This window comes from Massilia sp. IC2-278 (assembly GCF_020708045.1).
GTDB lineage: Bacteria > Pseudomonadota > Gammaproteobacteria > Burkholderiales > Burkholderiaceae_D > Telluria.
The window spans coordinates 1037942-1057649 of record NZ_JAJFES010000001.1; the positions used below are offsets into that span (position 1 = coordinate 1037942).

Annotated in this window: 21 protein-coding genes; 13 read left to right on the forward strand and 8 right to left on the reverse strand. The window is 67.5% G+C overall.

Annotation, left to right across the window (positions count from 1 at the left end):
• The first annotated feature begins 98 nt into the window (after positions 1–98).
• Entirely contained in the window at positions 99–1832 is a 1734-nt protein-coding gene (locus LK540_RS04535) for a tannase/feruloyl esterase family alpha/beta hydrolase (protein ID WP_229435834.1), read from the forward strand.
• A gap of 458 nt (positions 1833–2290) precedes the next feature.
• Here LK540_RS04535 and LK540_RS04540 read toward each other — a convergent pair whose 3' ends face one another.
• Together LK540_RS04540 and LK540_RS04545 are read right to left on the reverse strand one after the other, a co-directional pair.
• Entirely contained in the window at positions 2291–3421 is a 1131-nt protein-coding gene (locus LK540_RS04540) for a branched-chain amino acid ABC transporter substrate-binding protein (protein ID WP_229435835.1), read from the reverse strand.
• Positions 3422–3518: 97 nt separating this feature from the next.
• The gene (locus tag LK540_RS04545) at positions 3519–4241 is read right to left on the reverse strand and encodes a GNAT family N-acetyltransferase (protein WP_307729151.1); all 723 of its coding nucleotides are present in this window, start codon (positions 4239–4241) and stop codon (positions 3519–3521) included.
• On the opposite strand from LK540_RS04545, the gene LK540_RS04550 reads away from it, so the two are divergent.
• The 5 genes from LK540_RS04550 to LK540_RS04570 all read left to right on the forward strand — a co-directional run bounded on the left by LK540_RS04550 (position 4240) and on the right by LK540_RS04570 (position 8422).
• Positions 4240–4614 (forward strand): hypothetical protein, encoded by a 375-nt coding sequence (locus tag LK540_RS04550; RefSeq protein WP_229435837.1) that lies wholly within the window; start codon positions 4240–4242, stop codon positions 4612–4614. The genes LK540_RS04545 and LK540_RS04550 overlap by 2 nt on opposite strands.
• Positions 4615–5024: 410 nt before the next feature.
• A complete protein-coding gene (gene leuA / locus LK540_RS04555) occupies positions 5025–6725 on the forward strand; it encodes a 2-isopropylmalate synthase (protein ID WP_229435927.1) in 1701 nt (566 codons plus the stop codon).
• A gap of 116 nt (positions 6726–6841) precedes the next feature.
• Entirely contained in the window at positions 6842–7339 is a 498-nt protein-coding gene (locus LK540_RS04560) for a hypothetical protein (protein ID WP_229435838.1), read from the forward strand.
• A gap of 70 nt (positions 7340–7409) precedes the next feature.
• Entirely contained in the window at positions 7410–8030 is a 621-nt protein-coding gene (locus tag LK540_RS04565; protein ID WP_229435839.1) for a TetR/AcrR family transcriptional regulator, read from the forward strand.
• Between the two features lie 14 nt (positions 8031–8044).
• Entirely contained in the window at positions 8045–8422 is a 378-nt protein-coding gene (locus LK540_RS04570; RefSeq protein WP_229435840.1) for a cytochrome c family protein, read from the forward strand.
• A gap of 38 nt (positions 8423–8460) precedes the next feature.
• On the opposite strand, the gene LK540_RS04575 is transcribed toward LK540_RS04570, so the two are convergent.
• On the reverse strand, positions 8461–9006 hold the full coding sequence (locus LK540_RS04575; protein WP_229435841.1) for a GNAT family N-acetyltransferase: 546 nt from the start codon (positions 9004–9006) through the stop codon (positions 8461–8463).
• A gap of 165 nt (positions 9007–9171) precedes the next feature.
• Here LK540_RS04575 and LK540_RS04580 point away from each other — a divergent pair, with 165 nt between their 5' ends.
• Together LK540_RS04580 and LK540_RS04585 are read left to right on the forward strand one after the other, a co-directional pair.
• Positions 9172–9948: a DeoR/GlpR family DNA-binding transcription regulator gene (locus LK540_RS04580; protein ID WP_229435842.1), complete on the forward strand. Its 777-nt coding sequence runs from the start codon at positions 9172–9174 to the stop codon at positions 9946–9948.
• Positions 9945–11150, forward strand: a complete 1206-nt coding sequence (locus LK540_RS04585; RefSeq protein WP_229435843.1) for an MFS transporter — start codon at positions 9945–9947, stop codon at positions 11148–11150. Before LK540_RS04580 ends, LK540_RS04585 begins: the two co-directional genes overlap by 4 nt.
• A gap of 267 nt (positions 11151–11417) precedes the next feature.
• On the opposite strand, the gene LK540_RS04590 is transcribed toward LK540_RS04585, so the two are convergent.
• A complete protein-coding gene (locus tag LK540_RS04590; protein WP_229435844.1) occupies positions 11418–11894 on the reverse strand; it encodes a MarR family winged helix-turn-helix transcriptional regulator in 477 nt (158 codons plus the stop codon).
• A 33-nt stretch (positions 11895–11927) separates the two neighbouring features.
• On the opposite strand from LK540_RS04590, the gene LK540_RS04595 reads away from it, so the two are divergent.
• The gene (locus tag LK540_RS04595; protein ID WP_229435845.1) at positions 11928–12659 is read left to right on the forward strand and encodes a siderophore-interacting protein; all 732 of its coding nucleotides are present in this window, start codon (positions 11928–11930) and stop codon (positions 12657–12659) included.
• A 26-nt stretch (positions 12660–12685) separates the two neighbouring features.
• Here LK540_RS04595 and LK540_RS04600 read toward each other — a convergent pair whose 3' ends face one another.
• Positions 12686–13162 carry an acyl-CoA thioesterase gene (locus LK540_RS04600; protein WP_229435846.1) on the reverse strand — a complete coding sequence of 159 codons (477 nt, stop codon included), beginning with the start codon at positions 13160–13162 and terminating at the stop codon, positions 12686–12688.
• Between the two features lie 66 nt (positions 13163–13228).
• On the reverse strand, positions 13229–14086 hold the full coding sequence (locus LK540_RS04605) for a MaoC/PaaZ C-terminal domain-containing protein (RefSeq protein ID WP_229435847.1): 858 nt from the start codon (positions 14084–14086) through the stop codon (positions 13229–13231).
• 173 nt (positions 14087–14259) lie between these two features.
• Between LK540_RS04605 and LK540_RS04610 the strand changes: the two genes are divergently transcribed.
• The 4 genes from LK540_RS04610 (at position 14260) to LK540_RS04625 (ending at position 18072) form a co-directional block, all read left to right on the forward strand.
• A complete protein-coding gene (locus LK540_RS04610) occupies positions 14260–15357 on the forward strand; it encodes a branched-chain amino acid aminotransferase (RefSeq protein WP_229435848.1) in 1098 nt (365 codons plus the stop codon).
• Between the two features lie 194 nt (positions 15358–15551).
• On the forward strand, positions 15552–16178 hold the full coding sequence (locus tag LK540_RS04615) for an outer membrane beta-barrel protein (protein WP_229435849.1): 627 nt from the start codon (positions 15552–15554) through the stop codon (positions 16176–16178).
• 48 nt (positions 16179–16226) lie between these two features.
• Positions 16227–17144, forward strand: coding sequence for a LysR substrate-binding domain-containing protein (locus LK540_RS04620; protein ID WP_229435850.1), 918 nt, complete (start codon positions 16227–16229; stop codon positions 17142–17144).
• A 79-nt stretch (positions 17145–17223) separates the two neighbouring features.
• A complete protein-coding gene (locus LK540_RS04625; RefSeq protein ID WP_229435851.1) occupies positions 17224–18072 on the forward strand; it encodes an alpha/beta fold hydrolase in 849 nt (282 codons plus the stop codon).
• Positions 18073–18222: 150 nt separating this feature from the next.
• Here LK540_RS04625 and LK540_RS04630 read toward each other — a convergent pair whose 3' ends face one another.
• On the reverse strand, positions 18223–18924 hold the full coding sequence (locus LK540_RS04630; RefSeq protein ID WP_229435852.1) for a pirin family protein: 702 nt from the start codon (positions 18922–18924) through the stop codon (positions 18223–18225).
• Between the two features lie 183 nt (positions 18925–19107).
• Positions 19108–19695, reverse strand: coding sequence for a flavin reductase family protein (locus tag LK540_RS04635; protein ID WP_229435853.1), 588 nt, complete (start codon positions 19693–19695; stop codon positions 19108–19110).
• Between the last annotated feature and the right edge of the window lie 13 nt (positions 19696–19708).

Below are 19708 nucleotides of genomic sequence, written 5' to 3' on the forward strand. Positions count from 1 at the left end.
CAGTGCAGGCCTGCCGCAGCCCATTCGATGGGCTGCGCGGGCCGGTTCGTCCCGACGTTTTGCAAATCCATTCGGTTTCACGACAGGAGACAACGCGCATGAAGATCATCCACACCACCCACCTCGCTGGCCTCGCCACCCTCGCCCTGCTCGGCCTTGCCGGCTGCGGCAGCAACAACCACGACGATCCGCCCGGCGTTCCCGCGCCGCCACCGGTGGCCCAGCTGCCGCAACTGAGCCCCGCCGTCGGCGCCACGCTGGGCGCCTGCACCGAGCTGGCAACGCGCGTCAACATCGCGGACACCACCATCACCGCCGCCAACGAGATCGCCGCCGGCACGCTGGCCATCGCCGGCAAGCCGGTCGCCGCGCATTGCCAGGTGCTGGGCCAGATGTTCCGCCGCGTCAGCCCGGTGGACGGCAAGAGCTACGCCATCGGCTTCGAGATGCGCCTGCCGCGCAACTGGAACGGCCGCTTCTTCTACCAGGCCAACGGCGGCGTCGATGGCAGCGTGGTCACGGCAACCGGCCCGGTGGGCGGCGGCGGGCCGCTCGACAACGCCTTGAACCAGGGTTTTGCCGTGCTCAGTTCCGACGCCGGGCATGGCGCGCCGACGCCCTTCTTCGGCATCGACCCGCAGGCGCGCCTCGACTATGGCTACCAGGCCGTCGGCAAGCTGACGCCGATAGCCAAGAGCCTGATCGCGGTCGCCTATGGCAAGGCGCCGGACCGTTCCTACATCGGCGGCTGCTCGAACGGCGGACGCCACACCATGGTGGCGGCGGCGCGCTATGCCGAGCAGTACGACGGCTACCTGGCCGGTAACCCGGGGTATCGGCTGCCGCTGGCGGCGCTGGCCAACATCGCCGGCGCCAAGACTTATGCCGCGCTGGCGTCGACGCCCGGCGACCTGACGACCGGCTTTACCCAGGCCGAGCGTACGCTGGTGTCGAATGCGGTGCTGGGCAAGTGCGATGCGCTCGATGGCGCGGCCGATGGACTGGTCCAGGACACCGGCGCCTGCCAGGCCGCCTTCAGCCTGGAGCGCGACGTGCCGACCTGCAGCGGCACGCGCGACGGCACTTGCCTCAGCAGCGCGCAGAAGACCGGGATCGCGGCGCTGTTTGCCGGCGCCAGGACTGAGAGCGGCACCACGATCTATACCAGCTTCCCGTACGATGCAGGGTTCGGGACGAACGGCTGGGCGAGCTGGAAGTTTGGCGCGCCGATCGACCGCGACTCGGGCGCGGCGGCGTTCATCTGGGCGGTGCCGCCGGAAGACCCGGCCACCTTCAACGGGCGCGACTTCGTGTTGAACGTGAATCTCGCAAGCCTGCTGGCGCGGGTGAATGCGACGAATGCCACCTACACCGAATCCGGCACGAGCTTCATGACGCCGCCCGACGGCGCCAACCTGGCCAGGCTGAAGAACCGTGGCGCCAAGATGCTGGTCTACCACGGCACCAGCGACCCGATCTTCTCGAGCGACGACACCACCGCGTGGTATGAGGCTCTGCGCACGGCGAACAGCGGCGATGCGTCGAACTTCGCGCGCTTCTTCCGGGTGCCGGGGATGAACCACTGCTCGGGCGGGCCGGCGCTGGACCAGTTCGACATGCTCACGCCGCTGGTGAACTGGGTCGAAAAAGGACAGGCGCCGGACAGCGTGCTGGCCAGTGCGCGCGGTGCGGGGAATGCGGGTGGGGTGAATGCGGACTTGCCGGCGGCGTGGTCGGCGGCGCGTAGCCGGCCGCTCTGCCCCTATCCGAAGGTGGCGCGGTACAAAGGGAGTGGGAACGTGGAGGATGCGGCGAGTTTCAGTTGCCAGTGAATTGAAGCTGGGAGCGGGCGCGCGGGCGGAGGATGGCCCGTGCGCTCGGTTTGGTTTTTGGGTGGGTGCCGACCTCTCTTCGTGGTGGCTTGTTCGAGAGTGGTAAGTCTGGTCGTAGTCAGGGGCGGTTGAGTTATAGGTTTGGTGTGTTTTATTGGTTGGTTAGTTACATTTTTATTCTGATGTGATGCTCGTGGCGGTTGATTCTTTTCTTGGCTTGTTACTGCTGGGGTGCGAGGGGTCGACTCGCGCTGGGTGGCGGATGAGGCTGGGGTTTGATGAAGGCGCTCTACTGGTAACGCGAGCGCCGCGGCGACCGTCGCCGATGGGCATGGGGTGAGACGGCGTGGGCTCGAGAGCCCACCCTACCGGCGGGGGTTCGCGGCGTCGCGTCATGGTGGGTTCGAGAACCCACCCTACCCGATGCCGACGTGGTGGGTTCGGGAACCCGCCCTGCCTTATTTGGTGACGGCGAGGACGGTGCGGCGGCCGCCCTTGAAGGTGTACAGGGTGATGGTGCCGTCGCGGATGTCGCCTCGCGCATCGAAGGCGATCGGGCCGGTCACGCCCTTCGTTTCGATCTTCGCCAGCACCGGCAGGTACTTGGCCGGTGCGCTGGAGCCGGCCTTGACCATGGCTTCGGCCATCGTCATCACGGCGTCGTAGGCATACGGCGCGTTGATCTGGACGTCGATGCCGAAGCGCTTCTTGTAGTCGGCGCGGAACTTGTCCATGCCGGCCTTGCCGGCCGCGTCCACCCCGCCCGCTTCCGCGCAGAACACCTGGCCGTCGGCCATCACGCCACCCGACAGTTTATGGATCTCGTCCGAGCAGATGCCGTCGCCGCCCATCATCTTGACGTTCATGCCGAGCTGCTTCATCTGGCGCAGCATCGGGCCGGCCACGGCGCTCATGCCGCCGAAGAAGACCAGGTCCGGTTTCGCGGCGCGGATCTTGGTGAGAATCGCATTGAAGTCGCTTGCCTTGTCGTGCGTGAATTCGCGCGCGACGACGGTGGCGCCCTGGTCGCGCAGGCCTTTCGAGAACTCGGTCACCAGGCCCTGGCCATAGGCGGTGCGGTCGTCGATCACGGCGACGCGGCGCGCGTTCATCTTCTGCACGGCGTAGTGGCCCAGCGCCTGGCCCAGCTGCACGTCGTTGGCCACCACGCGGAAGGCGGTGTTGAAGCCCTGCTTGGTGTAGACCGGGCTGGTGCTCGACGGCGAAATCTGCGGGATGCCGGCCTGGTTGTAGATCTTCGAAGCGGGAATCGTGGTGCCCGAGGTCTCGTGGCCGACCACGCCGTTCACGCGGCCGTCGACCAGCTTCTGGGCCACGTTGGTCGCCTGCTTCGGATCGCCGCCGTCGTCTTCGGCCACCAGCTCGAAGCGCACCTTCTTGCCGCCGATGGTCACGCCGCGCGCATTCAGGGCCTCGATCGCCATGCGGGCGCCGTTTTCGGTGTCCTTGCCGAAGTAGGAGACGGGGCCGGTAACGGCGGCCGAGTGGCCGATTTTGACCACTTCCTGGGCCGTTGCGGTTCCGGCGACGGCCAGGATGGCGGCGGCGATGATCGTGTGCTTCTTCATTACTTCCTCAAATGATGTTGACTGCGCGCGTACTTCGCGTACGCCGCGCGCGAAAGGAAGAACTATAGCAAGGATGCGCACTTCCCGCGCAGCAGGCCTACGCCCCGCTGCACATGTAGAGCGCCACCGGCGGGTAGGTCGCCAGGGCCACGCGCGCCTCCTCGCCGGCGCAGTCGGTTGCGCGAAAACCCAGGCGCTCCCAGAAGGCTTGCGAGGACTGCACCGAGACCAGCGCGCAGTTGCTCAGCCCTCGTACGCGCGCCAGTGCCTGCAACTGCTCCACCAGCAAGCGCGCCAGGCCGCGCCCCGCGGCGGCGGGCGATACCGACAGGTCGTGGATGTACAGGGTATCGCCGTCCTCGGCGACATCGAAACGGGCATCCAGCGGCGTTACCGCGCCTTGCCGGCTGCGGTAGGCGAACACATAGGCGCAGACTTCGCCATCGCACTCGGCCACGAAGGAGGTGTCGCCGGCGGCACGGATTCGGGCGAGCACGACATCCGCCGCCTCCTGCATCGCCGGTGGATAGCATGCGGCCTGCACACGCAGCGCAGCGTCGAGATCGGTGTCGCGGATGGTGCGCAGGAGGACGGGTGACTGGAGCGTGGTTGTGGAGTCGCGCGGGTTCATGCAGGGTCGAGCCGGACAAAACCGCCATCCTAGCGCCCCGCCCCGCATTTGCCCAGCCGTGACTTGCTTGCAACGCAGCGCTGCCACGCAGAATTTTGTTTCCGCACGGTTTGACACTGCCGGGCAGCGCCTGCCCGGCTTCCGGCATACTGGGGTTTCGTTTGCCCGCCCTGGACGAAAGCCGACCATGACGACCACGCCGGAACCACAGCGCACACCGCCCACGACCGCACAGCAGGCCGAGGAGCTGCCGTTTTGCACCCTGCTCTACCGCTTCATCTTCTTCGACTGGCTGTTCAAGGACGTCGGCGGCGCGCGCACGGCCATCGAGCGCCATGCCGCCTTCCAGCACAACCGGCGCATGAGCAAATACCTTCCGATCTACCTGCGGCGCTGGTCCTTCCTCACCGCCTTCGACTTCGTGCTGGGCTTCGTGCTCGAGCGCGCCTTGCAGGCCACTCTGCTGTCGGCCTGGTTCTTTACCTGGAGCTGCGTAACGGCTACCGGCATGGTCGTAATCACGGTTGCGTGGATCTTCCTGACCCAGCCGCCGCAGTCCTAGATTCACGTTCGCGCAACACCTGTTCAAAATCGAGGGTTGACACCGAACTATATTCGGCCTACAGTCATATCAATGTCTACCCAATTGCATCTGCTAACTGTCCTACCGCTCGCCGGCGCGCTATCGCCAGCGTTGCTACTACTACGCGCCTGACCGTCGCGTTCGAGTCCGGCCACCGTTGCCGGAACCCCAAAAGTAGTTACAGGAAGTTGTACGATGCCAGTCCCTCAGAATTCCTCGTCATTCATCATCCGCCAGGGCGCGACCCTGCCAGCCGGCGCACGCGCTGTGTTCCGCCTGCTGCTAAAACTACCGATCGGTTGCCGGGCCTAGCGTTCGTGGCCCGTCCGGCAGCCTCCGCCACATCGACGCCTTCCAGGCACGCATTCACAGCACAAGCAGGAGTACCGATCATGTTGACCAACCCATCCGCCAAATACCGCCCCTTCGCCGCCGTCCCATTGGAAAACCGCCAGTGGCCGGGCAAGACCATCACCCAGCCGCCGATCTGGATGAGCACCGACCTGCGCGACGGTAACCAGGCCCTCATCGAGCCGATGAGCGTCGACAAGAAACTGCGCTTCTTCCAGACCCTGGTGCAGATCGGCCTGAAGGAAATCGAAGTCGGCTTCCCGTCTGCCTCGCAGACCGACTTCGATTTCGTGCGCATGCTGGTCGAGGACGGCCACATTCCCGACGACGTCACCATCATCGTCCTGACCCAGGCGCGCGACGAGCTGATTCGCCGCACCGTGGACTCGGCCGTCGGCGCCAAGCGCGCCATCGTCCACATCTACAACTCGGTGGCGCCGGTGTTCCGCCGCGTGGTGTTCGGCATGGAGCGCGAGGAGATCGTGCAGATCGCCGTGAACGGCACCCGCCTGATCAAGGAGCTCGTCGCCCAGCACCCGCAAACGCAATGGGGCCTGGAGTATTCGCCGGAATCCTTCTCCACCACCGAGCTCGATTTCTCGAAGCAGATCACCGATGCGGTGAGCGCCGTCTGGCAGCCGACGCCCGAGAACAAGATGATCGTGAACCTGCCGTCCACGGTGGAAGCGAGCACGCCGAACGTGTACGCCGACCAGATCGAATGGATGTGCCGCAACCTGAACAACCGCGAGTCGCTGGTCATCAGCGTCCACCCGCACAACGACCGCGGCACGGCCGTGGCGGCGGCCGAACTGGCCGTGATGGCCGGCGCCGACCGCGTCGAGGGCTGCCTGTTCGGGAATGGCGAACGCACCGGCAACGTCGATCTGGTCACCCTCGCCATGAACCTGTACACGCAAGGCGTGCACCCGGGCCTGGACTTCTCCGACATCGACGCCGTGCGCCAGCTGGTCGAGGAATGCAACCAGTTGCCGGTGCACCCGCGCCACCCGTATGCGGGCGACCTGGTGTTCACCGCCTTCTCGGGTTCGCACCAGGACGCGATCAAGAAGGGCTTCGCCCAGCAAAAGGCCGACGCCATCTGGGAAGTGCCGTATTTGCCGATCGACCCGGCGGACCTCGGCCGCAGCTACGACGCCGTGATCCGCGTGAACAGCCAGTCGGGCAAGGGCGGCATGGCTTACCTGCTCGAACAGGAATACGGCCTGCAACTGCCGCGCCGCCTGCAGATCGAATTCTCGCGCGTGGTGCAGCAGCTGGCCGACAGCAGCGGCCGTGAAATCGCCGCGGGCGACATCCACGCCCTGTTCGGGCGCGAATACCTGGAACAGCGGACGCCGTGGCGCTACGTGTCGCACCGCATGACCGAAGACAGCACGGGCGAGCAGCCGGTGCAGATCGAGGTGACGGCGCAGCAGGAGCGCGTCCAGTCGGTGCGCCGCGGCGCCGGCAACGGCCCGATCGACGCCTTCGTGAATGCGCTCGGCCTGGACATCCGCCTGATGGACTACCACGAGCATTCGATCGGCTCCGGCGCGAATGCGCGCGCGGCCTGCTATGTCGAGCTGCGCGTCGGGAACGGCCCGACCCTGTTCGGCGCCGGCATCGACAGCAACATCGTCACCGCCTCCTTCCACGCGGTGCTGTCGGCGGTGAACCGCCATATGGCGGCGCAAGGCGCGGCAGGGGGCGCGGCGCACAGCGCCATCGCGGCCTGAGGCAGCGGCCCCGGCAAACAGGGCTGGCGGCAGCGCACTGCCCGCCGGCCCCTTCATGTGGCTATAATTGGACTCAGCCGTGCACTGGCGCGGCGTGTCCACTTAACGGAAAGCCCATGAAGAAAGCTTCGCTCCTGCACGCGCATCTGGTTTTGTCCCTGTCCCTCGCATCCGGCGCCGCCCTGGCCGACGATGCCGCCGTCCTGAAATGCCGCACCCTGCCTGACACCGCCCAGCGCCTGGCCTGCTACGACGCGATGCCGGTCGGCGCCGCGCCGGCCGCCGCAAGCGCAGCCACCACCGCCGCCGCCGCAGCCGCCCCGGTCCGCGCCGCCCAGGCGCCGGAACAGCAGTTCGGCATCGAACACAGGGCCAAGGAAGCCGAGCCCGACCAGATCGAAAGCAGCATCGCCGGCGACTTCGACGGCTGGAGCGGCAACACCACCATCAAGCTCACCAACGGCCAGGTCTGGCGCATCACCGACGGCAGCCAGGCCGTGCTGCCTCTGATGCATAACCCGAAGGTCCGCATCAAGCGCGGCCTGTTCGGCGCCGCCTTCTTCTTCCAGGTGGACGGCCAGAACAGCACGGCGCGCGTCCGCCGTGTTCAGTAACCGCGTCCAGTAACCGCGTGCAGTAGCGCAGCTTCCCGCCGGCGGCGCCGGCCATTCCCTACACGAGCCCATGACGAAAAGCGAAGCCCGGCGCACGGCCATCCTGCGCACGGCCACCGAAGTGTTCCACGAGGCCGGCTTCGACCGCGCCTCGATGTCCGACATCTGCAACCGCGTCGGTTATTCGAAGGCGACGGTGTATGCCTACTTCAAGTCGAAGGAAGAGCTGCTGGTGGCGATCGCCCTGGACGCCGCCGAAGCCGAGTACGAGGCGGCGCGCGCGGCGCTGGCGGAGAGCCCCGCAGGCATCTGCGCCGCGCTCGAACACGTGGGCCGGCGCTACCTCGCCTTTGCCTGCGCGCCCGAGACGCTGGCCACGCGCCGCCTGGTGCTGGCCGAAGCCGGGCGCGCAGGCCTCGGCAACCAGTGCTACGATCTCGGCCCCGGCCGTGTGATCGCCGCCCTGGCCGCCCTGCTGCACGGGGCCATGGACGACGGCGAACTGGTGGAGGCCGGTAGCGAACTGGCGGCGCGCCACCTGAAGGCCCTGTTCGATGCCGAGTGGGGCGAGCGCCTGCTGTTCCAGGCCATCGAGGCGCTCGGGCCGGAACAGCTGGAGGCCAGCGCGGAGCGCGCCGTGGGCGTTTTCCTTGCCGCGTATGGCGCCGGCAAAGCCGGAGCCGCCACCTGAATCCTGCCTTACCGATGAAAACACTCTGCCTCATTGCCCTGCTCGGCCTGCACCTGAGCGCCGGCGCCGCCGACCTGGCCAACGGCCAGCGCCTGTTCAACGTGCGCTGCGCCTCCTGTCACGCCGTGGGCCCGTCGGCCAGCAACGGCTTCGGCCCGCAGCTCAATGGCCTGTTCGGGCGGCGCGCCGGCAGTGGCCCCGGCTACAGCTATTCGCCCGCCATGAAACGCGCCGGCATCGTCTGGAACGACAAGACCCTGGCCGCCTTCCTCGACGACCCGGACGACCTGGTCCCCGGCACCAAGATGCGCTTCTGGGGCATGAGCAACCAAAAGCAGGTGGGCGACCTGCTGGCCTGGCTGCGCAGCCAGCAGCCGGCGCCGCAGCGCTGAACCTGCCGCTGCCTGCGCGCGGCGGGGTCCCCTGCTTCTCAGTCCGGACCGGGCCGTGCGATGCGGTAGAGCACATGCTGCGACAGCGGGTGTTCGGGCGGCAGCGCCGGATGGGCAAAGTCGTCGGCGGGATCGCGGCGCATGCCAAGGCGCTCCATCACGGCACGCGAGCGCAGGTTCGCGGGCACGGTGAACGAGACGATTTCCTCCAGGCCGAGCTTGTCGAAGCCATACGCGATGCAGGCGCGCGCGCCTTCGGCCGCGTAGCCCTGACCCCAATAATCCCTCCCCAGGCACCAGCCCAGCTCGAAGCATGGCGCGAACGGCCGGTCGAAGTCCTGGTGTTTCAATCCCACGAAGCCCAGCAGCGCACCGGTCTCGGCCAGCGTCGCGGCAAAGTAGCAGGTGCCGTGGCGTTCGTACTGGGCGTTCTGGGCGGCCGCGAGCGCTGTGGTCTTGTCGCGCGTCCAGGGGCCGGGCAGGAATGCGTGGACCGCGGGGTCGGCAGTGACCCGCACGAAGGCGTCGATATCGTCCTCGCGCCAGGTGCGCAAGGCGAGCCGGGAGGTACGCAGGATGTCCACTGTTGTCCTTATATCGGGGGAGGCCTGCGATTGTAAGCCTGAGCCGGGGACCAGGCCAAGCGTCTGGTGCGCTGCACGAATCTGCACCTTCTAATGCGGAAAACTGCGTTTACTTGCCGATTCGGGCAAGAACAGCTAGTATCGAGGCAAATTCCTGGAGCAATCATGCAACTACCCGAAGAACGGCGCCGGCTGATCCTCGACGCTGTCGAGCGCGAGGGCAAGGTCCTGGCCGCCGAGCTTGCTACCCGCCTGGGCGCGTCGGAAGACACCGTGCGCCGCGACCTGCGCGACCTCGACAACGCCGGCCTGCTGCGCCGCGTGCACGGCGGCGCCCTGCGCCGCAGCGCGGGCGAAGCGCCGCTGCAGCAGCGCGCCGAACGCGATGCGCCGCGCAAGGCCGCCCTCGGCCTGGCCCTGCGCAGCCTGGTCCAGCCGACCGACACCGTGCTGATCGACGCCGGCTCGACCAACCTGGCCCTCGCCAACCAGCTCGATGACGGCTGCGCCGCCGCCATCGTCACCAACAGCCCGCAGGTGGCGCTGGCGCTGCGCGGTTTCCAGCGCACGCGCATCGTGCTGATCGGCGGCGTGTATTCGCCCGCCTGCGGCGCCGCCCTCGGCGCCCAGGCCGTGGCCGAGGTCGGGCGCATCCATGCCGATCTGTGCATCGTCGGCGTGTGCGCGGTCCATGCGCAGAAAGGCCTGTACGCCGCCGATCCGGAAGAAGCCCTGTTCAAGCGCGCGATGCTGGCGGCATCCGGCCGCCGCGCCGCCGCCGTCCTCAACGAACGCCTGCTCGACACCGCGCCGTTTGCCGTCGGCGCCCTCGCCGAACTCGATCACCTGGTGCTCGAGGCGGACGCGCCGCCCGAGGTGCTGGCACGCCTGCGCGATGCCGCCGATGGCCCCGATATCCTCCTCGCCAACAAGGTTTCATGATGTCTCCAACCAGCCCCTCGCCAGACACGGTGCGCCGTGCGCGCCGCGCCATCTCCACCATCTTCCTGCTGAACGGAGCCGGCATCGGCGCCTGGGCCGTGCACGTGCCCACGGTGCAGGCGCGCGCCGGCTTCGACACCGCCACCCTCGGCCTGCTGCTGCTGACCATCGCCGCCGGCGCCATGACGGCGATGCCGCTGTGCGGCGCGCTGATCGCGCGCCATGGCAGCCGCCGCCTGACCTTGAGTTCGGCGCTGCTGTTCCCGATGATGCTGGCGGCCCTGGTCGGCGCCTCGTCGCCGGCCTTTTTGTTCGTCTTCGCTTTCCTGTTCGGCGCCGCCAACGGCACGCTCGACGTTGCCATGAACGCGAATGCCACCGAAGTCGAAAAGGCGCGCGGCGTGCCGACCATGTCGTCGTTCCACGGCTTTTTCAGCCTGGGCGGCCTGTTCGGTGCGGCCCTCGGCGGCCTGATGCTGAAGTTCGGCCTGGGAGACGGCGACGGCGTGCGCATGCTGGCAATGGCGATGCTGGTTGTGGTGATGCTGACGGTGAGCTCGACGCTGCATGTGGCGCCGGTGCCGGGCGAGCACGGCCCCGGCCTGCGCCTGCCGCGCGGCCCGGCGCTGTATCTCGGCCTGCTGGCCCTGCTGTGCATGGCGGTGGAAGGCGCGCTGGTCGACTGGAGCGCGCTGGTGCTCAGGGAACGTACCGGCGCCTCGGCGGCCGGGGCGGCGCTGGGCTTTTCGCTATTCTCGATCGCGATGGCGGCCTGCCGCTTTGCCGGCGACGGCCTGGTACTGCGCTTCGGCGCGCGCGGCGTGATGGTGGCGGGCGGGCTGGCGATGGCGGCCGGCGTGCTGCTGGCGGTCGGCACCGACCATTACGTGCTCGCGGCGCTGGGCTTCGGGCTGGTCGGGCTGGGGGCGGCGAACGTGGTGCCGGTGATCTTTACGGCGGCGGCGCGTACGCCGGGCATGGCGCCGGGCGTCGGGCTGGCGACGGCGGCCACGGTCGGGTATAGCGGCTTGCTGCTGGGGCCGCCGGTGATCGGGTGGATCGCGGCGCATGCGGGGCTGGCGGTGGGGGTTGGGTCGCTGGCGCTGGCCGGGGTAGTGATTGCGGCGAGTGCGAATATCGTGCGGGGTGCGGGGGCGAATCCGGTGGTGGCGCAAGCGGATGGCGGGGTGGTGCAGGATTAGTGCGATGCCGGTTGGCAGACCTTGGCGGCAGGGTCATCGTTTCGACCGGCAACTGTTCCATACCGCATGGACACGGGTGTCCACCCTACCCGCCTGCAGGCGTTCCGTGCCGGTGGGTTCGAGAACCCACCCCAACGAAACCCTGCGATGCGTAGGGTGGGTTCTTGAACCCACCATGCCCCATCGCATTCCACGCAAGTTCGTAGGGTGGACTCCCGAGTCCACGCTGTCTCACCACCTGCATCGACGCAGCGCCAACGAAAACCGCTACGGCTCCCCTTCCCCCGCCAGGTTCGCCCGCACCCGCTGTAGCAATGCATACAGCTGCTCGCGCTCCGCCTCGCTGATCCCATCCAGCGCCACGCCCGACAACGCCGCGCCAACGTGGTGCAGCTGCCCGTGCAGCGCCGCCCCCGCCTCGCTCAGGTTCAGCCGCGTGCTGCGCCGGTCCGCTTCGTCCGCGCTGGCGTCGAGCAGCCCGCGCTCGCGCAGGCCCTTGATCAGGCGCGTCAATTGCGCCTTGTCGCGCCCCGAGTGCGCCACCAGGTCGCTCAGCGTCGCGCCCGGCTGGCGCGCGAAGAAACGCAGCACCTTGCTTTCCATGTGCGTCAGTTCGTGCTCGCCGCCGGCGAACGCGCGGAACTGCTGCGTCCGGTACAGGTGCATGATCGAATGGATGGCATCGAATACGTCGCCCACCGTCCCCGACGGTTTTTGGTTGACTTTATCAACTGGTTTTCGCATAATGGGTGACATTATCAACTAATTGGAAGAATCATGGAACAGCCATCCCGCAAGACCGTCCAGCGTGTGCGCCATGAGCTGCGCATGCGCGAGGTCAGCGTCGCGAGCATCGAAACAGTCGGCGAACACTTCGCCAGCATCACCTTCCAGGGCGAGGCCCTGGCCGATTTCGTCTCGCTCTCCTTCGACGACCACGTGAAGTTCATGTTCGACGACGGCGCCGGCACCCAGGTGCGGCGCGACTATACGCCGCGCCGCTTCAACGCGCAATCGCGCGCGCTGACCATCGAATTCGCCCTGCACGGCGACGGCGCGGCCTCGAACTGGGCGCGCCATGCGCAGCCGGGCGACCGGGCCATCATCGGCGGCCCGCGCGGCTCGATGATCGTGCCGCCCGACTTCGACTGGCACCTGCTGGCCGGCGACAGCACCGCCCTGCCGGCCATGCGCCGCCGCCTGGAAGAACTGCCGGCCCACGTGCACGCCACGGTGGTCGTGCTGGCCGGCGCGGGCGACCGGCTGCCGTTCAGCAGCGCCGCGCAAGTCGAGGTGCATTGGGTCGACAGCGAAGACGCCCTGCTCGAACGCGTGCGTGAGTTCACGCCGCCGGCGGGCGAAGGCTTCGCCTGGGGCGCCGGCGAAGCGGCCACCATGCGAAGCCTGCGCGCGCTGCTTGCCGAGGAAAAAGGCTTCGCCAAGGAAGCGATGCGCGTCTCGGCCTACTGGAAACAGGGCGTGGCCGACCACCACGAGAACCTCGAGTAAGCGTTGGTCCCGGCGGGCCGCACCGCTCAGCGCTTGCGGCCGTGCAGGGCCTGGCGCGAGCGCTTGCGTTCCTCGGCCTTCTGGTAGCGCCGCACCGCGTCTTCGCCTTCCGGCACCAGCTTCGGCACCGCCTGCGGCTTGCGGTGCTCGTCCACCGCCACCATCGTGAAATAGCAGCTGTTCGCGTGGCGCACGGTGCGCTGCTGGATGTTTTCCGTCACCACGCGGATGCCGACTTCCATCGAGCTGGTGCCGGTGTAGTTCACCGAGGCCAGGAAGGTCACCAGTTCGCCCACGTGGATCGGTTCCAGGAACATCACCTGGTCCACCGACAGGGTCACCACGTAGGACCCCGAATAGCGGCTGGCGCAGGCATAGGCCACGCTGTCGAGAAATTTCAGGATGGTGCCGCCGTGGACGTTGCCGGAAAAGTTCGCCATGTCCGGCGTCATCAGGACCGTCATGGTCAGTTCGTGGATCGGGCGTCCGTGTTGGTCGTTCATGGTGTAGGCCTGCGAGACTGAGAGTCAAAAAACCATTGTAGCGGGATTTTCCCTGGCGCAACCATCTTAGGCCGGTGCAAACGCCACGCTCCCCTCGACCGCCAGCCGGCCCTCGCACACCAGCGCAAACTTGGCGGTGCCAGGCGCATGCAGCATTTGCACGCTTGCGCCCAGCGGCACGGCCGAGCGAAAGCGCACGCCGACCGCGCGTACATGCCCGCCCTGCGCTTCCAGGCAGGCCAGCGCCTTGGCCACAGAATGCATGCCGTGGATGATGGGCGCGCGCAGGCCGAACAGCCGCGCCGCCGGCCGCGCCAGGTGGATCGGATTCCAGTCGCCCGACACGCGCGCGTAGGCGCGCCCGGCGTCGTGCCGCACGTCCCAGCCGGCGAACAGCGGTAGCGCCGGCGCCGGATGGGGCGCGCTGCGCGCACCGCCGCGCCGCCCGGCCAGCGCCAGGTACTTGCTGGTGCAGCCGAACACCGCGGTCGAACCATCCCAGGCCGTGGTCTCGAGCACGCAAAAGCGCGCGCCAGATGCCGTGGCCGGCTCGAACCGCAGCTGCGTCGCCAGCCGCAGCTGCGTGCCTGGTGCCACCCGCGCATGCTCGGCGATGGCGTTCTCGACGTGGACCATGCCCGGCAGCCGGAACGGAAACGCCGGCGCCAGCATGCTTGCCAGGTGGGCGCGCTGCACCAGCAGGTAATGCGCGCTCACCGGCTGCGCATCCGGCGCGAAGCCCAGCAAAGCGTTGTAGCGCGCCAGCGCTTCCGGACCCGGGGCGGTGCAGGTGAAGACGGTTGCCGGCAGCTGCGGCGGGTCGCCGGTGCGGGCGCCGCGCTTGAACAGCGCACGCAACAGCAGGCCCGCGCCGGCGGGCGGCAGCGGGGCACCTGGTGTCTGCGGTGGCTGGTTCTGGAACAAGGCGTCACTCCTGCGGGGTGGAACCGAATTATACGAGGCCAAAGCGGCCATTCCGGCAATGTTGACGCTTTCAAAACGGCGCCTGCAACAAATACCGCGAATTGACCGATAATAGTGGTTTTGCGGGCCAGCCGGGCAGCACTGAGCGCCCACCCGCCGTTTCTGGAGACTGTATGACCAAAGAAGGCCAATCGACGCTGTCGATCGAAAAATGCTTGATTCCCCTGCCGCCGGCGGAGCGTTCGGCGCTGCTGCAAAACCCGGGCTTCGGCCGCGCGTTCAGCGACCACATGGTCACGATCCGCTACACCGAAGGCAAAGGCTGGCATGACGGCAAGGTCGTGGCGCGCGCCAACCTGCCGCTCGACCCGTCGACCATGGTCCTGCACTATGCGCAGGAAATCTTCGAAGGCCTGAAGGCCTACCGCCTGCCGCAAGGCGGCGCCGCCCTGTTCCGCCCGGACGCCAACGCGCGCCGCTTCGCCAACTCGGCCCGCCGCCTGGCCATGGAACCGCTGCCGGACGAGCTGTTCCTGGAATCGGTGCACGCCCTGGTCAGCGAAGACCGCGACTGGATCCCGGAAGCCGAAGGCTCGGCCCTGTACCTGCGTCCGTTCATGATCGCCACCGAAGCGGCCCTGGGCGTGAAGCCGGCCAACGAATACCTGTACTGCGTGATCGCCTCGCCGGTCGGCGCCTACTTCAAGGGCGGCGCCGCCGGCGTGACGCTGTGGGTCTCGGAAAACTACATCCGCGCCGCGCCCGGCGGCACCGGTGACGCCAAGTGCGGCGGCAACTACGCCGCCAGCCTGGCCGCGCAGGCCGAGGCGATCCGCCAGGGCTGCGACCAGGTCGTCTTCCTCGACGCCGTCGAGCGCAAGTACGTGGAAGAGCTGGGCGGCATGAACGTGTTCTTCGTGTTCGAAGACGGTTCGATCCAGACCCCGCCGCTGACCGGCACCATCCTGCCGGGCATCACCCGCGACTCGCTGATCACGCTGGCGCGCGACATGGGCATCACCGTGCGCGAAGAAGCCTACTCGATCGACCAGTGGCGCGCGGACGCCGCCAGTGGGCGCCTGACCGAAGCCTTTGCCTGCGGCACCGCGGCAGTGGTGACCCCGATCGGCAAGGTCAAGGGCAGCAGCTTCGAAGCGACCATCGGCAACGGCGGCGCCGGCGAGGTGACCACCAAACTGAAGGCGGCCCTGCTCGACATCCAGAACGGCCGCGCCGAAGACAAGCACGGCTGGCTGCAGCGCGTGTTCTAAGCCAGGTTATTCCCTTTGGCTACCCGCGCGGCCCTTCCGGCCGCGCGTCTTATCGCAGCGGCGTCCTGCCGCTGCAACACTTCTCCCTGGTGAACCTGTCAAGATTGCAAATAAGCAATTGCATCTTTACAATGCTTGAGCACGGAAATGCGCAAGCCCGCGCAGTGCCGCGACTACAACAACGACAAATCACCATGAAAACCATCGCACTCGCACTTGCATTCTCCCTGGCTGCGCTGAACGCGGCCCAGGCCCAGACCACCACCGAACCGGCACCGGCGGCGCCCGTTGTCCAGTACGAGCCCGTCGGCGCCAAGCCGCTGCGCTTCGTGGTCGGCGCCGGCCTCACCCACGGCGGCGACAAGCTGGCCACCGTGTACTACGAGGACGGCTTCGACATCAACATCCGCGGCGGCGGCACGGTCGCCCTGCTGGCCGGCCTCGACTACCGCATCAGCCCCGAATTTTCGGTCCAGGGCACGGTCGGCTACCACGTCGACAACGCCAGCGCCCGCAACGGCGACACGCGCTTCCAGCGCATTCCCTTCGAGCTGCTGGGCTACTACCACGTGAACGACAAGGTGCGCGTCGGTGGCGGCCTGCGCTGGGTAACCGGCACCGAGTTCCGCAGCAGCGGCGCCAGCGACATCGGCGACTACGATTTCAAGGACACGACCAGCGCCGTGGTCGAACTCGAATACCTGTTCACGCCGCAAATCGGCGTCAAGCTGCGCTACGTGAACGACGAGTTCAAGGAAAAAACCTACGGCGGCAAGGTCAAGGGCGACCACGCCGGCATCTTCGCCAACTTCTATTTTTAAAGTAGCGAGGCGGCCGGCACTCTCGCCGCCTTTCGCTATCATCCAAGCATGTTGAAACTCAGCCTCGACGCCCTGCTCACCGTCGACACCATCGCCCGGCGCGGCTCCTTTGCGGCCGCCGCCAAGGAATTGTTCCGGGTGCCGTCGACGATTTCCTACACCGTGGCCAAGCTCGAGGAAGACCTGGGCGTGCAGTTGTTCGAGCGCTTCGGCCCGCGCGTGGCGCTCACCGAAGCCGGCGAGGAACTGCTGAAGGAAGGCCGCTACCTGCTCAAGGCAGCCGGCGACCTGGAGCGGCGCGTGCGGCGCGTAGCCTCGGGCTGGGAAACCGAATTCACGATCGCCATCGACTCGATGCTCGACCCGTGCGCGCTGATGCCCGATGTCCAGGCCTTCTACGAGGTGGCGGACCAGACCCGCCTGCGCCTGCTGAAGGAAGCCCTGTCCGGCACCTGGGAAGCCCTGCTCGACCGCCGCGCCGACCTGCTGGTGGGCGCGGCCGGCAGCGGACCCTCGGGCGGCGGCTATAGCTCGATGCCGCTGGCCACCGTGTCGTTCGCCTTCGTCGTGGCGCCCGCGCATCCCCTCGCCGGCATCGACCGTACCCTGTCGAAGGCCGATCTTGCCGCCTACCGCGCGGTGTCGGTGTCGGATTCGGCGCGCCAGCTGCAGGCGCGCACGGTCGGCCTGCTGTTCGGCCAGGACACCCTGGCAGTGCCCGACATGCAGACCAAGTACGACTACCAGCGCGCCGGCCTCGGTTTCGGCTTCCTGCCCGAACCCTGGGTGCGCGAGGACGTGGCCGAGGGCCGCCTGGTGGTGAAAACAGTGGACGAACCGAAGCCGGACGAAACCCTGCACCTGGCCTGGCGCACCGGCGAGGAAGGCGCGGCGCTGGCCTGGTGGAAGGCGCGCATGCGCGACGGCGCCACCGTGACGGCCATGCTGCAGCGCGGCCCGCGTTGAGCGCACGATAAAAAAAGCGCCGAACGTTTGGCGGCGCGCCGGGTCCAATCGCATGAGCTAACGATCTTGCGAGGACGCCATGACCACCAGCACGAGCACTGACTCCGGCAACACCGTCACCACCCGCGACGGCACCGCCATCTACTACAAGGACTGGGGCCAGGGAACGCCCGTGGTCTTTTCCCACGGCTGGCCGCTGCAGGGCGACGCCTGGGAAGACCAGATGCTGTTCCTGGCCGAGCGCGGCTACCGCGTCATCGCCCACGACCGCCGCGGCCACGGCTTCTCAGGCAAGCCCTGGGACGGCAACCACATGGACACCTACGCCGACGACCTGGCCACCCTGCTCGACGCGCTCGACCTGCGCGGCGCGGTGCTGGTCGGCCACTCCACCGGCGGCGGCGAAGTCACGCGCTACATCGGCCGCCACGGCACGGCGCGCGTAGCCAAGGCCGTGCTGATCAGCGCGGTGCCGCCGCAGATGCTGCGCACCGACAGCAACCCCGAAGGCTTGCCGATGGAGGTGTTCGACGCCATCCGCGCCGGCGTGCTCGCCGACCGCTCGCAATACTTCAAGGACCTGGCCCTGCCGTTCTACGGCTACAACCGGCCGGGCGCGACGCCCTCGCAGGGCGTGATCGACACCTTCTGGCTGCAGGGCATGCAATGCAGCATCCGCAGCGCCCATGCCTGCATCGCCCAGTTCTCGGAAACCGACTTCACGGCCGACCTGGCCAAGATGACGATCCCGACCCTGCTGCTGCACGGCGACGACGACCAGATCGTACCGATCGTCGCCAGCGCCCGGCGTTCGGTGGAACTGCTGCCGCAGGCGCGCCTGGTCGTCTACGAAGGCGCGCCGCACGGCATCCCGACCACGCACAAGGAGCGCATCAACGCCGACTTGCTCGACTTCCTGCGCTCCTGACCGCGGCCGATGAAAAACGCGCCAGCCACGATTGCCGGTGCCAGCGCGCTTTACGGTGGGTTCTCGAACCCACCCTTGTCACCACCGGCCCGCTACCACGTGTAGGGTGGGTTCTCGAACCCACCATTCACCACCGGCTTGCTACCACTCTCAGTGCGGCAAATCGAACAGCAGCACTTCGGCATTGTCTGCCCCATTCAGGGTGATGGCCGCTTCATCGTCCACCCGTACCGCATCGCCAGCCTTCAGTGCGATCCCGTTCACGCTCAGCGCACCCTGGGCGACGTGCAGGTAGCCGATGCGCCCAGCCTGCAGCGGGAAGCTGACCTCATCGCCGCCGGTCAGGATGCCGGCATACAGCGCCGCGTCCTGGCGGATCGTGACCGAGCCCTCGCGGCCATCGCTGGACGCCACCAGGCGCAGGCGGCCCAGCTTCGACGCGCGGTCGAAGTGCTTTTCTTCGTAGCCGGCCGGAGCGCCGACCTGGTTCGGCTGGATCCAGATCTGCAGGAAATGCACCGGATCGGTCTTCGAGCCATTGAACTCGCTGTGCACCACACCCTTGCCCGCGCTCATGCGCTGCACGTCACCATAGCGCAGCACCGAACCGTTGCCCATGCTGTCCTTGTGTTCCAGTGCGCCGTCGAGGACGTAGGAGATGATTTCCATGTCGCGGTGGCCGTGGGCATCGAAGCCGCGGCCAGCCTGCACCCGGTCTTCGTTGATCACGCGCAGCGGACCGACGCCCATGTGGGCCGGGTCGTGATAGTGCCCGAACGAGAAGGTGTGCTTCGAGTCCAGCCAACCCAGGTTGGCGATGCCGCGTTCTTCGCTTTTACGTACTTTCAACATGATGCGCTCCTGTTCTTGTGGGCCGTTCGAAGGGTTCGAACATCTGCGCCGGTATCTGCTTCGCTTCACCGTGTGCGCCGTGGCCGCGTTGTCGATGGAGTCATTATGCGATGCCGGAGCGGGAACAAAAAGCGAGTAGTTTGCCGTCCTATCGTCGAAATTTTCGAACGCCGGCAGGAAGCCTTATTCGTCGTCCGTCGACCGCGCCGCCATCGGCTCGCCGATCGCATAGAAATGGCCGCCCGCCACGTGGTGGATGCTGCGCCATTCGGGACCGGCGCTCTCGAATTCCCAGTGGCCATTGCGGAAAACGCGGTCATCCGCCCAGGCAGCCGTGACTTCGCCGATGAACAGATCGTAGACCTGCTGATTGTGCGGCTCCGGCAGCAGCCGGCATTCGAGCCAGGCCGAGCAGCCGGCCACGTAGGGCATGCCGCTGGCGCCAAGACGCATCAGCTCGACGCCGATGGCATCCAGCTTGCCGGGCTCGCTCGCGCGGCTGCGTGTACCGACCTCGTGCGTCAGCTGGAGCAGTTGCGCCGTCGGCACCTGGATCACGAAGCTGCCGCTGGCCTCGATCAGTTCGCGCGTCAGGGTACTCTTGTCGAGCACCACGGTCAGCTTCGGCGGCGCGAAGTCGAGGGCGCAGGCCCAGGCCGCGGCCATGACGTTGTCGACGCCGGCGTGGTGGGCCGAGACCAGCACGGTCGGCCCGTGGGTCAGCAGGCGGTAGGCTTTGTCGAGCGGGACAGGCTGGATATGTTCATTCATTGTCGATTCCATG

What these genes read in the sequence shown, in the direction of transcription:
- LK540_RS04535 (WP_229435834.1), top strand. Translation starts at nt 99, where the DNA reads ATGAAGATCATCCACACCACCCACCTCGCTGGCCTCGCCACCCTCGCC.
- LK540_RS04540 (WP_229435835.1), bottom strand. Translation starts at nt 3,421, where the DNA reads ATGAAGAAGCACACGATCATCGCCGCCGCCATCCTGGCCGTCGCCGGA.
- LK540_RS04550 (WP_229435837.1), top strand. Translation starts at nt 4,240, where the DNA reads ATGACGACCACGCCGGAACCACAGCGCACACCGCCCACGACCGCACAG.
- LK540_RS04545 (WP_307729151.1), bottom strand. Translation starts at nt 4,241, where the DNA reads ATGGTCGGCTTTCGTCCAGGGCGGGCAAACGAAACCCCAGTATGCCGG.
- LK540_RS04560 (WP_229435838.1), top strand. Translation starts at nt 6,842, where the DNA reads ATGAAGAAAGCTTCGCTCCTGCACGCGCATCTGGTTTTGTCCCTGTCC.
- LK540_RS04565 (WP_229435839.1), top strand. Translation starts at nt 7,410, where the DNA reads ATGACGAAAAGCGAAGCCCGGCGCACGGCCATCCTGCGCACGGCCACC.
- LK540_RS04570 (WP_229435840.1), top strand. Translation starts at nt 8,045, where the DNA reads ATGAAAACACTCTGCCTCATTGCCCTGCTCGGCCTGCACCTGAGCGCC.
- LK540_RS04580 (WP_229435842.1), top strand. Translation starts at nt 9,172, where the DNA reads ATGCAACTACCCGAAGAACGGCGCCGGCTGATCCTCGACGCTGTCGAG.
- LK540_RS04585 (WP_229435843.1), top strand. Translation starts at nt 9,945, where the DNA reads ATGATGTCTCCAACCAGCCCCTCGCCAGACACGGTGCGCCGTGCGCGC.
- LK540_RS04590 (WP_229435844.1), bottom strand. Translation starts at nt 11,894, where the DNA reads ATGCGAAAACCAGTTGATAAAGTCAACCAAAAACCGTCGGGGACGGTG.
- LK540_RS04595 (WP_229435845.1), top strand. Translation starts at nt 11,928, where the DNA reads ATGGAACAGCCATCCCGCAAGACCGTCCAGCGTGTGCGCCATGAGCTG.
- LK540_RS04600 (WP_229435846.1), bottom strand. Translation starts at nt 13,162, where the DNA reads ATGAACGACCAACACGGACGCCCGATCCACGAACTGACCATGACGGTC.
- LK540_RS04610 (WP_229435848.1), top strand. Translation starts at nt 14,260, where the DNA reads ATGACCAAAGAAGGCCAATCGACGCTGTCGATCGAAAAATGCTTGATT.
- LK540_RS04615 (WP_229435849.1), top strand. Translation starts at nt 15,552, where the DNA reads ATGAAAACCATCGCACTCGCACTTGCATTCTCCCTGGCTGCGCTGAAC.
- LK540_RS04620 (WP_229435850.1), top strand. Translation starts at nt 16,227, where the DNA reads ATGTTGAAACTCAGCCTCGACGCCCTGCTCACCGTCGACACCATCGCC.
- LK540_RS04625 (WP_229435851.1), top strand. Translation starts at nt 17,224, where the DNA reads ATGACCACCAGCACGAGCACTGACTCCGGCAACACCGTCACCACCCGC.
- LK540_RS04630 (WP_229435852.1), bottom strand. Translation starts at nt 18,924, where the DNA reads ATGTTGAAAGTACGTAAAAGCGAAGAACGCGGCATCGCCAACCTGGGT.
- LK540_RS04635 (WP_229435853.1), bottom strand. Translation starts at nt 19,695, where the DNA reads ATGAATGAACATATCCAGCCTGTCCCGCTCGACAAAGCCTACCGCCTG.